General features: G+C 72.5%; 14 protein-coding genes, 1 tRNA gene and 1 pseudogene. 2 read left to right on the forward strand and 14 right to left on the reverse strand.

Annotated features, from left to right (window positions below):
- The 3 genes and pseudogenes from AVP42_RS10425 to AVP42_RS10435 all read right to left on the reverse strand — a co-directional run.
- Window positions 1-191, reverse strand: a pseudogene (locus tag AVP42_RS10425) (hypothetical protein); the annotation flags it as partial.
- Between the two features lie 71 nt (window positions 192-262).
- Window positions 263-1,390: a M20/M25/M40 family metallo-hydrolase gene (locus AVP42_RS10430; protein WP_067948769.1), complete on the reverse strand. Its 1,128-nt coding sequence runs from the start codon at window positions 1,388-1,390 to the stop codon at window positions 263-265.
- A gap of 31 nt (window positions 1,391-1,421) precedes the next feature.
- Window positions 1,422-2,411 carry a Gfo/Idh/MocA family protein gene (locus AVP42_RS10435; RefSeq protein ID WP_067948771.1) on the reverse strand — a complete coding sequence of 330 codons (990 nt, stop codon included), beginning with the start codon at window positions 2,409-2,411 and terminating at the stop codon, window positions 1,422-1,424.
- A 116-nt stretch (window positions 2,412-2,527) separates the two neighbouring features.
- On the opposite strand from AVP42_RS10435, the gene AVP42_RS10440 reads away from it, so the two are divergent.
- Entirely contained in the window at window positions 2,528-2,863 is a 336-nt protein-coding gene (locus AVP42_RS10440) for a hypothetical protein (protein WP_067948773.1), read from the forward strand.
- Between the two features lie 84 nt (window positions 2,864-2,947).
- On the opposite strand, the gene AVP42_RS10445 is transcribed toward AVP42_RS10440, so the two are convergent.
- The 5 genes from AVP42_RS10445 to topA all read right to left on the reverse strand — a co-directional run bounded on the left by AVP42_RS10445 (window position 2,948) and on the right by topA (window position 9,256).
- Window positions 2,948-3,023, reverse strand: a tRNA-Thr gene (locus tag AVP42_RS10445).
- A 102-nt stretch (window positions 3,024-3,125) separates the two neighbouring features.
- Complete coding sequence (locus tag AVP42_RS10450; protein ID WP_067948775.1) at window positions 3,126-4,652, reverse strand: alpha/beta hydrolase; 1,527 nt, start codon at window positions 4,650-4,652, stop codon at window positions 3,126-3,128.
- Window positions 4,649-5,824 carry a DNA polymerase III subunit delta' gene (locus AVP42_RS10455; protein ID WP_067948777.1) on the reverse strand — a complete coding sequence of 392 codons (1,176 nt, stop codon included), beginning with the start codon at window positions 5,822-5,824 and terminating at the stop codon, window positions 4,649-4,651. Before AVP42_RS10455 ends, AVP42_RS10450 begins: the two co-directional genes overlap by 4 nt.
- A gap of 37 nt (window positions 5,825-5,861) precedes the next feature.
- Window positions 5,862-6,482 carry a dTMP kinase gene (gene tmk / locus AVP42_RS10460; RefSeq protein WP_067948779.1) on the reverse strand — a complete coding sequence of 207 codons (621 nt, stop codon included), beginning with the start codon at window positions 6,480-6,482 and terminating at the stop codon, window positions 5,862-5,864.
- The gene (topA, locus tag AVP42_RS10465) at window positions 6,479-9,256 is read right to left on the reverse strand and encodes a type I DNA topoisomerase (protein WP_157356796.1); all 2,778 of its coding nucleotides are present in this window, start codon (window positions 9,254-9,256) and stop codon (window positions 6,479-6,481) included. The genes tmk and topA overlap by 4 nt, the downstream gene beginning before the upstream one ends.
- A 197-nt stretch (window positions 9,257-9,453) precedes the next feature.
- Here topA and AVP42_RS10470 point away from each other — a divergent pair, with 197 nt between their 5' ends.
- Window positions 9,454-9,687, forward strand: coding sequence for a hypothetical protein (locus tag AVP42_RS10470; RefSeq protein WP_067948780.1), 234 nt, complete (start codon window positions 9,454-9,456; stop codon window positions 9,685-9,687).
- 52 nt (window positions 9,688-9,739) lie between these two features.
- Here the strand turns inward: AVP42_RS10470 and prpB are convergent, their stop codons facing one another.
- From prpB to AVP42_RS10500, 6 genes are all read right to left on the reverse strand, one after another.
- Window positions 9,740-10,639 carry a methylisocitrate lyase gene (gene prpB / locus AVP42_RS10475; RefSeq protein ID WP_067948782.1) on the reverse strand — a complete coding sequence of 300 codons (900 nt, stop codon included), beginning with the start codon at window positions 10,637-10,639 and terminating at the stop codon, window positions 9,740-9,742.
- A gap of 8 nt (window positions 10,640-10,647) precedes the next feature.
- Window positions 10,648-12,186, reverse strand: a complete 1,539-nt coding sequence (locus tag AVP42_RS10480) for an MmgE/PrpD family protein (RefSeq protein ID WP_067948783.1) — start codon at window positions 12,184-12,186, stop codon at window positions 10,648-10,650.
- A gap of 41 nt (window positions 12,187-12,227) precedes the next feature.
- The gene (locus AVP42_RS10485) at window positions 12,228-12,890 is read right to left on the reverse strand and encodes a GntR family transcriptional regulator (RefSeq protein ID WP_067948785.1); all 663 of its coding nucleotides are present in this window, start codon (window positions 12,888-12,890) and stop codon (window positions 12,228-12,230) included.
- A 122-nt stretch (window positions 12,891-13,012) separates the two neighbouring features.
- The gene (locus tag AVP42_RS10490; RefSeq protein WP_067948787.1) at window positions 13,013-13,366 is read right to left on the reverse strand and encodes an Rv3654c family TadE-like protein; all 354 of its coding nucleotides are present in this window, start codon (window positions 13,364-13,366) and stop codon (window positions 13,013-13,015) included.
- A 47-nt stretch (window positions 13,367-13,413) separates the two neighbouring features.
- Window positions 13,414-13,722, reverse strand: a complete 309-nt coding sequence (locus AVP42_RS10495) for a TadE family type IV pilus minor pilin (protein WP_231878605.1) — start codon at window positions 13,720-13,722, stop codon at window positions 13,414-13,416.
- 16 nt (window positions 13,723-13,738) lie between these two features.
- On the reverse strand, window positions 13,739-13,993 hold the full coding sequence (locus tag AVP42_RS10500; RefSeq protein WP_369798140.1) for a DUF4244 domain-containing protein: 255 nt from the start codon (window positions 13,991-13,993) through the stop codon (window positions 13,739-13,741).
- Window positions 13,994-14,019 lie beyond the last annotated feature (26 nt).

Raw genomic sequence — 14,019 nt, forward strand, 5'->3', positions numbered from 1 at the left:
CGCACGAACCGGGCACCTCCGCCCCCGCCCGCGAGCACCGCGGCGACGATCGCGGCGGCGACGGCGATGGTGCGGTGGCGGGCGATCAGGGCACGGATGCCGCGTGGTGCGGCGTCCGCGGCGGCCGGGTCCGCGGCCGGCGCTGCGGCCGGCTCCCCGGCCGGCGCCGCGTCATCCGTCTGATCGGTCACCCGCGGCATTGTACGGACCCGGTCCGGACGGGGCCCGGGAGCCCCCCGCGCGCGGAACGGCCGGCGCGGGATCAGCGCGGTGCGCAGAACCCGTCGATGACGGTCCGCAGGACGGCGACGAGCGTGCGAAGCGAATCGGTCGCGACCCACTCCTCGTCGGCGTGCGCGCCGCCGCCGGCCGGGCCCACCAGCACGACCGGGACGCCCCGCTCGGCGATCAGGCCCGCGTCGGTCCACCACGGATCGCCACGGCGGACGGCCGGGGCCCCGGTGGCGCGCTCGACCGCATCGAGGACGACCCGCGCGATCGGCGCGCCGGGGTCGGCCTCCATGGCGGGTCTGGCGACGAGCGGGACGATCCGGGCTGGGCGCGACGGGGCGAGCATGCTGGCGAGTTCGGCTGCCGGATCGGGCTCGCCCGGCAGGGTACGCCGCTCCACCACGAGCACGCAGCGGTCCGCGACCGTCGCGGCATCCGTCCCTCCCTCGATCGTCGCCACGCGCACGCTGCCGGTGCCGAGCAGCGGATGCCGCGGCCGGGCCGCGAGCTCGGCCCCGAACCCGCGCAGGGCCACCATCCCGTCGAGCGCCCGGTCGATCGCGTCGACGCCGAGCTCGGGCTGCGACCCGTGCGCCGCCGACCCCTCGTACTCGACGCGGTACCAGGCGAACCCGCGATGGGCGAGCGTCACGTCCAGGTCGGTGGGCTCGAGCACGACCGCGCCGTCCGGGCGCGCCGCGTCGAGCTCGGCGAGCAGCTCCTCCATGCCGGCGGAGCCGAACTCCTCATCAGCCGCGAAGCCGAGCACCACGTCACCGGCGACGTCGGCGCCCGCGGCGGCGACCATCGCCGCGGCCAGGCCGCCGGCCATGTCGTACGCCCCGCGGCCCACGACGCGATCGCCGTCGGGCGCGGCATCCGCTCGGCGACCGCCGTCACCCGCACCGCCCACGGTGTCGAGGTGGCCGGCCAGCAGCAGCGTGCGCCCGCCGCCGGCACCCCGTCGCCGGGCCAGCACGCTGGGGCGCGCGGGGTCGGCGCCGACCAGGCGGACGTCGAAGCCGCGGCCGCCCAGCCAGTGACCGATCGCCTCCGCGATCTCGCGCTCGCCCGCGCCGCCGTCGACGAGCGCCGGATTGACGGCGTCGATCGCCACCAGTGCTCGCGTGAGCTCGACGACGTCGTCGGTGCGGATCACGGGACGGCCCCTGGCCCGGTGCCTCGCCGGCTCAGTCCTCGTTCGGGTAGCGGAGCCCGATCTCCGCGCGGATGCGGTCCAGCGTGCCCATGATGGCGACCGATTCCTCCGTCGACAGCACGTCGCCGCCGTCGAGGCGCCCCTCGGCGACGAGCCGCTCGAGCGCGGCCGCCTGGAAGTGCATGCCGCGGCCGTTCACATCGGCCCGGAACTCCTCCAGCACCTGCCCGTCGTGCGCGACCACGCGGAAGCTCGTCGCGGAGTACCAGACCGGATCGATGTCGACGCGCGCCTCGGTCCCGAGCACCGTGGCCGCATTCGGTCCGCGCACGTCGCTCGCCGAGAACGTGGAGGCGATACGGCCGTCCTCGTACCCGAGCTGCACCGCGATCTGCACGTCGGCGCCCGTCGAGCGGAAGACCGCGGTCGATTGGATGCTGGTCGGATCGCCGAAGAGGTCCCATGCGAACGACACCGGGTAGATGCCGAGGTCGAGGAGCGCGCCGCCGCCCAGCTCGAGCGCGTTCAGCCGGTGGGCCGGGTCGTCGGGCAGCTTCTGGGTGTGGTCCGCGATCAGCGTGCGCACGTCGCCGAGCGTGCCGGCCGCGACGATCTCGCGGATGCGCGTCATGTGCGGCAGGTAGCGGGTCCACATCGCCTCGAGCGCGAGCACGCCCCGCTCGCGGGCGGCATCCGCCACGACCCGGGCCTCGGCCTGGTTGAGCGTGAAGGGCTTCTCGATGAGCACGTGCTTGCCGGCCTCGATGGCCAGCAGCGCGGTCGCCGCATGCCACGGATGCGGCGTGGCGATGTAGATCACGTCGACATCCGGGTCGGTCACGAGCTCCTCGTAGCTCCCGTAGGCGGCCGGGATCCCGCGCTCGGCCGCGAAGGCCTCCGCGTTCGCGAGGGTCCGGGAGCCCGCCGCGCGCACGTCGAAGCCGTTGCGGAGCAGGTCGTCGGTGAAGGCGCGGGCGATGCCGCCCGGCGCGAGGATGCCCCAGCGCAGTCCGTCAGTCATGCGCGCCAGCCTAGCGGCGCCCGTCACCGCAGTACCGCTCATCCGGACCGGACCGGACCGGACCGACGGACGCAAGCCCCTCCCCGGGCCGGTGCGTGACGCCTACGGTTGGGCCCATGATGCACGTGACCTTCGCGGACAAGGGCCTGCTCGTCGGCGACCGGGTCGCCGACCTCCTCGTCGAGTACTGCGCCGTCCTCGCGCGCCATGGCGACGCCGACACCGTCCAGCTCAACGCCTACGGCACCGACGGACAGAAGATCGTGGCGAAGTTCGCGCTGAGCGAGGGAGCCGCCCTGCTCGCGGAGTCGACCGAGACCGACCTCCCCGATCCCGACAACGAGGAGGCCGAGCGGTACCTGCTGGCGAGGATCGACCGCCGCACCTCGCCTCCGCCGGCGCGACCGGCGCACGACACGGGCGCTGCCGTGTACGACGAGCTCGGGCTGTGATCGCGGCCGGGTCCGCGTGGTACCGGCCCGGAGACGAAAGGCCCTGATGCGGCGAAGGCCCGGACATCGTCCGGGCCTTCGCGGTGGAGCCGCCTGTGGGAATCGAACCCACGACCTATTCATTACGAGTGAATCGCTCTGCCGACTGAGCTAAGGCGGCGTGGCCTCCGTTGCACTCGGCACCGGACGGCACGAGAGACCATGTTAGCGGATCTCGAGCGTGCTCATGACCACCGGCCGTGCTCCCTCATGGGCGAGCCGATCAGCACTCCGGATCGGCTTCGGGTACCCGGCCGTCGAGCAGGTAGGCCTCCACGGTGGTGTCGATGCACGCGTTCGACTTGCGGTACGCCGTGTGGCCCTCGCCGTCGTAGCTGACGAGCACGCCGCTGTCGAGCTGGTCGGCGAGCGCCACGGCCCACTCGTACGGCGTGGCGGGGTCGCCGGTGGTGCCGACCACGAGGATCGGGGCGGCGCCCTCGGCCGTGATCGCCGCGCGCTCGGACCGGCTCTGCACGGGCCAGACGGCGCAGCCGATGTCGCCGAACCCGAAGTAGGGCCCGATGATCGGCGCCGCCTCGGCCAGCTCGGCGGCTGACTCCCGCATCTCGGCGGGGTCGGCGTCGTAGGTGTAGTCGAGGCAGTTGATGGCCCGGAACGCCTCGGTCGAGTTGTCGAGGTACGTGCCGTCGGTGTCGCGGCCGTAGTACAGGTCGGCGAACGCCAGCGCCGTGTCGGCTTCGCCGAGCATGACCGACTCGAACATGTCGCTCAGGTACGACCACGACTCCGCACTGTAGAGCGGGAAGATGATCGCCGTGACGAGGGAGTCGGCGCCCAGGAAGCGGCCGTCGCTGCCCCGGAGCGGGCTCCGCTCGACGGACGCGAGCAGCCGCGCGACCTCGTCGGCCGCCTCGTCGACGGTGCCCGAGAACGGGCACTCCGAACCGGAGAGGCAGTCGGCGAGGTAGGCGCGCAGGGCCTGCTCGAAGCCGATCGCCTGGGCCTGCGTCACCTCGTGGTTGCTGGCGGACGGGTCGATCGCGCCGTCGAGCACGAGTCGTCCGACCCGCTCGGGGTAGAGCCCGGCGTAGGTCGCGCCGAGGAACGTGCCGTAGGAGTACCCGAGGTAGTGCAGTTGGTCGTCGCCGAGCACCGCCCGCAGCAGGTCGAGGTCGCGCGCGGCGCTCACGGTGTCGACGTTGCCGAGCAGTTCGCCGGTGCCCTCGGCGCACGCCGCGCCGAACTCCTGCGAGGCGGCGCCGACCTCGGCGATCCACGCGTCGGTGCCGCGCTCCGACACGGGGATGCCGTAGAGGAACTCGTCCATCTGCGCATCGTCGAAGCAGGTCACGGCCGTGGACCGCCCGACACCGCGCGGGTCGAAGCCGACGACGTCGTAGCGCTCCTGGACCCGCTTGCCGACGGCGAAGTCGATCGAGTCGGCGATGAAGTCGTACCCCGATCCGCCCGGGCCGCCCGGGTTGACCAGCAGCGAGCCGATCGGGTCGCCGCCGCGGGCGGTCTGCCGGACCAGGGCCAGTTCGGTCTCGCCGGCGCCGGGGTCGCTCCAGTCGAGCGGGGCGGTGGCGGTCGCGCACTGGAACTCGCCGCAGCGCTCCCACTCGAGCACCTGCGAGTAGAACGGCTCGAGCTCGGCATCGACGGACTCGCCGGTCGGCTCGGACCGCTCCGGCTCGGGCTGCAGGAAGCCGGGCACGGTGCACCCGGTCAGGGCGAGCAGGCCGGCCGCGAGCAGTCCGGCGATCGTCACGCGCGTGCGGCTCATGGGCGGGCCGCCCGTGCCGGTTCGGGGCGTCGGATCGCCGAGACGAGCATCGCCTCGAGGGCGAGCGCGGGCTGGACGTTGGCGTCGATGCGGATGCGAGCCTCCTGGATGGCGTCGAGCGTGGCGAGGGTCCGGGCCGGCGTGGCGGATGCCGCGGCGCGGGCGACCTCGTCGGCGATCTCGAGGTTGACGAGCTCGACGCCGGCGCCGAGCTGGGTGACGAGGATGTCGCGGAACAGCGACGCGAGGTCGACGAGGATGCGGTCGATGCCGTCGCGGAGGGTGCGCGTCGCCCGGCGCTTCTGGTCCTCCTCGAGCGCACGCAGTTGCGCCCGGAGCGCGGCCGGCACCGCCTGGCCGGGTGCGACGCCGAGCGACCGCAGCGTGTGCTCGCGCTCCTCGGCGTCGCGGAGCTCGGCGATCGCCTTCGCGTCGTCGCCGGCGATCTCGAGCAGTCGCGCCGCGGTGATGACGGCACCCGGCGTGGAGCGCACCTGCAGCGCGAGGCGGAGGGTCTCGGCGCGGCGGTCGCGCGCCTCGGCGCTCGTGGCGAGCCGGTGCGCCATGCCGATGTGGCTCTGCGCCTCGCGCGCCGCCCGCTCGGCGAGCGCGGGGTCGACGCCGTCGCGGCGCACGAGCAGGTCGGCGACATCCGCCACGCTCGGCACCTGCAGGCGAACCGACCGCACGCGCGAGCGGATGGTGGGGATGAGATCGGCCTCGCTCGGCGCGCACAGGATCCAGACGGTGCGCTCCGGCGGCTCCTCGAGTTCCTTCAGCAGCACGTTCGAGGTCTGCTCGGTCATCCGGTCGGCGTCCTCGACGACGATCACCCGGTGATGGCCGACGGATGGCGCGTAGTGCGAGCGCTCGACGATCTTGCGCACGTCGGCGACCTTGATGATCACGCCCTCGGTCGCGAGGACGTGGAGGTCGGGATGGCTGCGCGCCTCGACCTGGATGCCGGTCGCGCGGTCGCCGTCGGGCTCACCGGAGAGGAGCGCCTCGGCGAAGGCGTAGGCGAGGTTGGACCGACCGGATCCGGGAGGGCCGGTGATGAGCCACGAGTGCGTCATGTCGGCCGAGCTGCGGGAGTCGCGGGCGGCGACCGCGGCGGCGCGCAGCAGCTCGATGGCGGCATCCTGGCCGGTCAGGTCACTCCACACGCTCACGATCCAACGCTACCCTCGACCACCCACGCCGCGCCGGTCACCCCAGCCCCTCGACCAGCTTCCGGATGTCGGCGGCGATCACCTCGACCGGCCGCGAGGCGTCGAGGACCGCGATCCGCGCGGGATCGGCTTCCGCGATCTCGAGGTAGGCGGCCCGGACCCGGTCGTGGAAGGCGGCCGCCTCCGCCTCGAGCCGGTCGTACCGGGTGCGGGCGGTGTCGAGGCGCTCGCGCGCCGCGCGGGGCGTCAGGTCGAGCAGCAGGGTGAGGTCGGGCATGAGGCCCTCGGTCGCCCAGTCGGACAGGCCGCGGATCTCACGGGGATCGAGCACGCGGCCGGCGCCCTGGTACGCCACCGACGAATCCACGTAGCGGTCCTGGATGACGACCTCGCCTCGCTCGAGCGCGGGCCGTACGACGGTCGCCACGTGATGCGCGCGGTCGGCTGCGTAGAGCAGCGCCTCGGCGCGGGGCGCGATGTCGCCGCGGTGGTGCAGGACGATCTCGCGCACGTCCACGCCGACGTCGGTGCCCCCGGGCTCGCGGGTGCGCAGGGTGGTGCGGCCCTGTTCGACGAGCCACCGCTCGAGCAGCTCGGCCTGCGTCGTCTTGCCCGAGCCGTCACCGCCCTCGAGCGTGATGAAGAGCCCTCGGGTCACGACGTCGACTTCTTGGCGCGCGACGTCGTCGAGCGCTTCGCGGCGGGCTTCGCCGTGGACTTCTTGGCGCGCGACGGGGCGGGACCCTTGTCTCGCTTGATCTGCAGCAGCTCGACGGCACGTTCGAAGGTGATGTCCTCGACGGACTCCGCCCGCGGGATCGTCGCGTTCGTGGTGCCGTCGGTGACGTACGGGCCGAAGCGGCCGTCCTTCACCTTGATCGGCTTGCCGCTCACCGGGTCCTCGGGGAACTCCTTGAGGGCGCTCGACGCACGGCGCGCGCCGTACTTGGGCTGTGCCAGCAGCTCGAGCGCTCCGGGCAGGTCGATCTCGAAGATGGCGTCCTCGCTCGGCAGGGTGCGCGTCTCGGATCCCTTCTTCAGGTAGGGGCCGTAGCGACCGTTCTGCGCGGTGATCTCGTCACCGGACTCGGGGTCGGCACCGACCACGCGGGGCAGGTCGAGGAGCTTCAGCGCGGTCGCGAGGTCGACCTCCTCGACCTGCATGCTCTTGAAGAGCGAGGCCGTGCGCGGCTTGACCGCCGCCGCCTTCTTCGCCCCCCGCTTCGGCTTGGCCTCGACGACCTCCCCGGTCGCCGGGTCGACGGATGCCTCGGCCTGCTCCGGCTCGGGCTCGACCTCGGTGACGTACGGCCCGAACCGGCCGTCCTTGACGACGACCTGCTTGCCGTTCTCGGGGTTCACACCGAGCACGCGGTCGCCCTGGACCGGCGCGTCGATGAGCTCCTGCGCCTTCTCGGCGGTGAGCTCGTCCGGCGCGAGGTCCTCCGGGAGGTTGACGCGGCGCGGCGGCGCGTCGGGGCCAGCGTCGGCGTCGACGGTCTCGAGGTAGGGCCCGTACTTGCCGATGCGGAGCGTCACGCCGGGCGCGATCTCCACGGAGTTGATCTCGCGCGCGTCGATCTCGCCGAGGTTGTCGACGACCTGGCGGAGCCCGCGGTGCCGGTCGCTGCCGAAGTAGAACTCGTTCAGCCAGTCGACCCGGTCGGCCTCGCCCGACGCGATGCGGTCGAGGTCGTCCTCCATCTCGGCGGTGAAGTCGTACTCGACGAGATCGCCGAAGTGCTCCTCCAGCAGGCGGACGACCGAGAACGCGACCCAGCTCGGCACGAGGGCCTGGCCGCGCTGGGTGACGTACCCGCGGTCGAGGATCGTCGAGATGATCGACGCGAAGGTCGACGGGCGGCCGATGCCGAGCTCCTCGAGCCGCTTCACGAGGCTCGCCTCCGTGTAGCGGGGCGGCGGGCTGGTCTCGTGGCCCTTCGCCTCGAGCTCGGCGAGGCCCACCGACTGGCCCTCCCTCAGCGGGGGCAGCTTGGCCTCGCCGGGCGTCTCGTCGGCGTTGCGCTCCTCGTCGCGGCTCTCCTCGTACGCGGCGAGGAACCCGCGGAAGGTGATGACCGTGCCGCTCGCGGTGAACTCGGCGGTCGTGCCGCCGATGCGCGTCGTCGCCTCGGCCGGCGCCGCGGCATCCGCGTGGGTCGGCCCCACCTCGATGGTCACCGTCGCGGTCTGCCCCTTGGCGTCGGCCATCTGCGATGCGACGGTGCGCTTCCAGATCAGGTCGTACAGCTTGAATTCGCTGCCGCGCAGGACCCCCTGCAGCTCGGACGGCGTGCGGAAGACCTCGCCCGACGGGCGGATGGCCTCGTGCGCCTCCTGCGCGTTCTTCGACTTACCCGCGTAGACACGGGGCTTGTCGGGGATGCTGTCGGCGCCGTAGAGCTTGGTCGCCTGGGTTCGCGCCGCCTGGACGGCCTGCTGCGAGAGCGACACCGAGTCGGTGCGCATATAGGTGATGTACCCGTTCTCGTACAGCGACTGCGCCACCCGCATGGTGTCGCGGGCCGAGAGCCGGAGCTTGCGCGCCGATTCCTGCTGCAGCGTCGAGGTCGTGAACGGCGCGGCCGGGCGGCGCGAATAGGGCTTCGACTCGACCTTGGCGACGCGACGCGCGACCGTGTCGTCACGCAGCGCGTCGGCGAGCGCGTGCGCCGTCGGCTCGTCGAGCACGACCGCGGAGCCCTTGAGCCGGCCGAGGTCGTCGAAGTCGCGGCCCGTGGCCACGCGCTCGCCGCCGACGCGCACGAGCTTCGCCTCGAATCCGGCGTCGTCGCTCGTGAACCGACCGATGAGGTCCCAGTAACCCGCGGCGACGAAGGCGAGCCGCTCGCGCTCGCGGTCGACGACGAGGCGGGTGGCCGCGGACTGCACGCGACCCGCGGAGAGTCCGGGACCGACCTTCCGCCACAGCACGGGCGAGACCTCGTAGCCGTAGAGCCGGTCGAGGATGCGGCGGGTCTCCTGCGCGTCGACGAGCGACGTGTCGAGCTCGCGCGTGTGGTCCTTGGCCTTCTGGATGGCGTCCTTCGTGATCTCGTGGAACACCATGCGGCGTACGGGCACCTTCGGCTTGAGCTCCTGCAGGAGGTGCCACGCGATGGCCTCGCCCTCGCGGTCCTCATCAGTGGCGAGCAGGAGTTCGTCGGCGTCCTTGAGCGCGCGCTTGAGCTCGGCGACCGTCTTCTTCTTCGAGTCCGAGACGACGTAGTACGGCTCGAAGCCGTTCTCGACGTCGACCGAGAACTTGCCGAGCGAGCCCTTCTTGAGCTCCGGCGGGAGGTTCTTCGGCTCGACGAGGTCGCGGATGTGACCGACGGAGGACAGCACCTCGTAGCCCTCGCCCAGGTATTGGGCGATCGACTTCATCTTCGTCGGCGACTCCACGATCACGAGCTTCTTCGTGCCTGCCACCGGACTCCTCTTGCTTGAAATTCGAGAACGAGAAAACGCACAATGTCGCCGCGCCCCCGAGCGGTGTGCACTGGATCGGCGGATGCCGCCGACAGCCACACCATACACATTCCGACCGTGAGCGCACCCACCGCCGGGGCCGCGACGCACGGGCCGTAGGGCCTTGCGCCTGTGCAGGACAGGAGGACAATGGCGGCATGGACACGTCATCCGGCACCTACACCGCGAAGCTGATCGACGGGCCCCTCGAGGGGAAGACGGTCTCCACCGGCTTCCTCGACTCGGGCGATCCACGGCCGCGGCTCGAACTGCCCGGGGACGGCGGCAAGCGGTACATCTACTCCCGCGGTGCGGGTCTGGAGTTCGACGCTCCGGACGACGATCGCCCCACGGCCGTGGAGTACCGCTTCATCGAGACCGTCTTCGATTGATCCCGCGGGCCGGGGCGGCGCGCTCGTCACCAGCCGCCCCGGCTCCCGGTCGTCAGCGGGCGACCGTGAAGTTGAAGATCGACGTGTCGAACCGGTTGTAGCCCTCGTAGTCGATGAGGTCGTACAGGTCGGCCCGGTGCTGCATCTCCGGCAGCAGGCGGGTGAGGGCACCGGCATCCGTCAACTCGTCGAGCGCACGGCCCGTTGCGCCCATCGCGATGCGCAGCATCGAGACCGGCCAGATGACAAGGTTCATGCCGACGTCGGCGAGCTGCTGCACGGTGAACAGGTCGCTCTTGCCGAACTCGGTCATGTTCGCCAGCAGCGGCACGTCGACGGCCGCGCGGATGGCGGCGAACTCCTCCAGCGAGGCCATCGCCTCGGGGAAGATGGCGTCGGCGCCCGCGTCGACGAGTCGCCTGGCGCGATCGACGGCGGCGTCGAGGCCGTCGACCGCGCGGATGTCGGTGCGCGCCATGATGAGGAAGTTCGGGTCGCGCCGCGCGTCGACGGCGGCGCGGATCCGCTGCAGCGCGGTGTGCTCGTCGACGACCTGCTTGCCGTCGAGGTGGCCGCAGCGCTTGGGGTTGACCTGGTCCTCGATGTGGAGGCCGGCGAGTCCCGCGTCCTCCATCTCCTGGACGGTGCGGGCGACGTTCATCGGCTCGCCGAAGCCCGTGTCGGCGTCGACGATGGCCGGAAGTTCCGTCATCCGCGCGATCTGCTTCGCGCGGCCGGCGACCTCGGTCAGCGTCGTCAGCCCGATGTCGGGCAGCCCGAGGTCGGCCGACAGGACCGCTCCCGAGATGTAGACCCCCTCGAAGCCCTTCCGCTCGATGAGCCGGGCGGAGAGCGGGTTGAACGCGCCGGGGAAGCGGAGCAGTTCGCCGCCGGCGAGGCGCTCGCGGAAGGCGGCGCGCTTGTCGGCGGGCGTGGTCTGGGCGTACAGCATGGGTCCTCCTAGAAGAGGCCGCGCGGGCTCTCGACGTGCGCGAGCACGCCGGGCGCGGCGACGATGGTCAGTCGGCCGAGCTCGTCCGGTCCGAGTTCGGGCAGTCGCTGGGCGAGGTCGAGGAAGCGGTCGATCTCGGTCGGCTCGAGCACGTCGGCGGCGAGGGTGCGGAACTTCTGCACGTACTGCTCGCGCTCGAACGGCCGGGCGCCGAGCGGGTGGGCGTCGGCCACCGCGATCTCGTCGGTGATCGTCTCGCCGTCGTCGAGCGTGATGACGACGCGACCGCCGAACGCCTTCTCGGCGGTGTCGAGCGAGTGGTAGCGCCGGGTCCACTCCGGGTCCTCGACCGTGGTGACCTTGCGCCACAGCTCGACGGTATCGGGGCGACCGGCGCGGTCGGGGGCGTAGGAGTCCGCGTGGTGCCAGGCGCCGTCCTGCAGCGCAACCGTGAAGATGTACGGGATCGAGTGGTCGAGCGTCTCGCGGGAGGCGGTGGGGTCGTACTTCTGCGGGTCGTTCGCACCCGAGCCGATGACGTAGTGCGTGTGGTGCGAGGTGTGGATGACGACGCTCGTGATGCGCGACGGGTCGGCGACCAGGTCGGGGTGCGCGTGGTGCAGCTTCCGTGCGAGATCGATCCACGCCTGCGCCTGGTACTCCGCCGAGTGCTCCTTGGTGTAGGTGTCGAGGATGGCGCGCTTCGCCTCGCCGCGCTCCGGGAGGGGCACCTCGTAGGCGGCGTCGGGCCCGTCGAGCAGCCACGCGATGACGCCGTCCTCGCCCTCGTAGATCGGCGTGGGGCTGGTCTCTCCGCGCAGTGCCCGGTCCACCGCTTCGACCGCCATCTTGCCGGCGAAGGCCGGCGCGTGCGCCTTCCAGCTCGAGATCTCGCCCTTGCGCGACTGGCGGGTGGCGGTCGTCGTGTGGAGCGCCTGGCCGATCGCCTGGAAGATCGTCGGGACGTCGAGCCCGAGCAGCGTGCCGATGCCGGCCGCGGCCGCCGGACCGAGGTGGGCGACGTGGTCGATCTTGTGCTTGTGCAGCGAGATGGCCTTCACCAGGTCCACCTGGATCTCGTAGCCCGTTGCCAGCCCGCGAACGAGGTCGCGTCCGGTGAGCCCTCGGGACGCCGCGAGGTGCTGGGCGACGGCGACGATCGGCGGGATGTTGTCGCCCGGGTGGGAGTAGTCGGCGGCGAGGAAGGTGTCGTGGAAGTCGAGTTCGCGCACGGCGACGCCGTTGGCCCAGGCGGCCCACTCCGGGCTGGTGCGACGCGCGGGGTCCATTCCGAACACGGTGGCGCCATCGCCGCCGATCGACACGGGGTGCGCGAGCGCCTGGCTGCGCGCCGCCACGACCGGGCGACGCGTGAGGGATGCCGCGGCGACGGCGGCGTTGTCGATCACCCGGTTCACGACCATCTCGGCCACGTCGTCGGTCACCTCGACGGGATCGGCCGCCACCTCGGCGATCTTCCAGGCGAGCTGGTCCGCTCGGGCGAGGTTCTCGTCGCTGCGGTGGACACGCACGTGATGGAGCTGCACGGTGGGCCTTTCTGGTCGGGGATGGGGAGGGGGCGGTCGGGTCAGGCGACATCACTCGCGTCCGCCTCGGCCTCCGGAGCCGTGGCGAGCGCGTTCGCGAGGCTGCGGTGGAGGTGGACGTGGGTGGCGTGGGCTGCGAGCTCGGCGTCGCGCGCGAGGATCGCGTCGACGATGAGGAGGTGCTCGCGGGCCGCCTCGAGGAGGCGGTCGGGATTGTGCCGCGAGAGCCTTCGGATGCGCGCCGAGTGCAGCTGCACGCTGCGCAGGGCCGCCCCGAGAAAGCGGTTGGCGGCCGCCTGCTCGATCGCCGCATCGAGGTCATCGACGATCGCGAAGTACTCCGCCAGTCCCGACTCCCCCTCGGACAGGAGTCGCGGCGCGTCGAGCAGTCGGTCCCGAATGGCCCGGAACGGAGCCTCCTCGGCGCGCTTCGCCGCGAGGCCGGCCGCGCGCGATTCGAGCGCCTCACGGAGTTCGTAGAGGGCGGCGATGTCCTCCCGCGACACGGCAGTGACCACGGTCCCGCGACCGGATGCCACCACGAGGCCGTCGGCGGCGAGCTGTCGCAGCGCCTCGCGCACCGGCGTCCGGCTGACGCCGAGCCGTGTCGACTGCTCGACCTCCTGCAGCAGGCTTCCCGGCGGGACGGTTCCGTCGAGGATCTCCGACCGCAGGGTCCGGTACGCCCGATCACTGGCTCGCATCCGACCCCCTCTCGCCCGTTCGCCGCCTTATGTATACACGACGGCCGTCGTGGCGGCAACGCGTCCGCAACCCGCCGCGGCAAGACCACACGGCGTGTATACAACCGTTCATCCGTGCTCGCTCATCCCTCCCACCCGGGAGGACCGGCGCGAGCCTCCGCCGTGACCTCGGCGAACGGGGCTGCGACCGCGACGGCGACGGATGCCGCTGGCCCCGCCAGTTTGCAGTGGACGAGCCGCGCGCCGTTCCGCTCCGCGGCGGTCCTCGCGATGCCGCACGGATCGGCCGGCACGACGCCGGACAGCGCATCGGCTGCGGCGAGCGCTGCCGCATCGGCGGCGTTCGCCGCGACCTGCGAGGCGACGAATCCGCCGAGGACGGCGATGGACGCGGCGGCGAGCGCCACGACCGCGCCGACGATGGCGAGCGCGAGCACCGACGCCGCGCCGCGTTCGGAACCGAGCGGCCCGGGCATCCGGACCCTCGCCCGGCCGGGCGCGACGCCCGGTTGCCGCACCGCGGTCACAGGCCACCCCGAAGCGCGCACGACGATGCGCGGAGCTCGAGGGCGGCGAGCAGGCCGCCCGCGCTGCCCGTGAGCGTCGCGCAGACGAACCGGTCGTCCGCACTCGTGGACAGGCGGGCACCGGCGGCGTTCCGCGCGGCGATCGCGGCGGCGTCGCCCGCGGACTCGCCACGGCCGAGTGCGCGAGCGGCATCGGCCGCGGCATCCGTCAACCGCACCTGCACCGCGGCGACGTGCACCGACGCCATGGCGAGTGCGAGCACCAGTGCGATCGCGGGCAGCGCGACGGCGAATTCCGCCGTCACGCTGCCGCGCTCCGCGTCAGCCCACCGAGAGCGCATTCCGCACGAGATCGGTGAGGATGCCGCGCACCTCGTCGCCCCGCAGGATGACGACGAGGAGGCCGGCGAATCCGACGGCGGCCATCGTCGCGACGGCGTACTCGGCGGTCGCGGCGCCACGCTCGCCCGCGAGGCGGCGTGCGAGCCGGCGCAGCCCCGTGGGCATCGTCGGACGCGGCGAGGGCTCGCCGCCGGATCGGTTCGCGCGGTCGGCGTGGGTCGGGTCGGGGTGCATGTGGTTCCTCTCTTCTGGCCGCGGTC

Origin of the sequence: Agromyces sp. NDB4Y10, assembly GCF_001620055.1 — a bacterium.
GTDB lineage: Bacteria > Actinomycetota > Actinomycetes > Actinomycetales > Microbacteriaceae > Agromyces > Agromyces indicus.

Excerpts from the sequence above, each read along its gene's own strand:
- AVP42_RS10500 (WP_369798140.1), bottom strand. The coding sequence starts at position 13,993 with ATGCACCCCGACCCGACCCACGCCGACCGCGCGAACCGATCCGGCGGC.
- AVP42_RS10435 (WP_067948771.1), bottom strand. The coding sequence starts at position 2,411 with ATGACTGACGGACTGCGCTGGGGCATCCTCGCGCCGGGCGGCATCGCC.
- AVP42_RS10470 (WP_067948780.1), top strand. The coding sequence starts at position 9,454 with ATGGACACGTCATCCGGCACCTACACCGCGAAGCTGATCGACGGGCCC.
- AVP42_RS10450 (WP_067948775.1), bottom strand. The coding sequence starts at position 4,652 with ATGAGCCGCACGCGCGTGACGATCGCCGGACTGCTCGCGGCCGGCCTG.
- AVP42_RS10440 (WP_067948773.1), top strand. The coding sequence starts at position 2,528 with ATGATGCACGTGACCTTCGCGGACAAGGGCCTGCTCGTCGGCGACCGG.
- AVP42_RS10485 (WP_067948785.1), bottom strand. The coding sequence starts at position 12,890 with ATGCGAGCCAGTGATCGGGCGTACCGGACCCTGCGGTCGGAGATCCTC.
- prpB (WP_067948782.1), bottom strand. The coding sequence starts at position 10,639 with ATGCTGTACGCCCAGACCACGCCCGCCGACAAGCGCGCCGCCTTCCGC.
- AVP42_RS10490 (WP_067948787.1), bottom strand. The coding sequence starts at position 13,366 with ATGCCCGGGCCGCTCGGTTCCGAACGCGGCGCGGCGTCGGTGCTCGCG.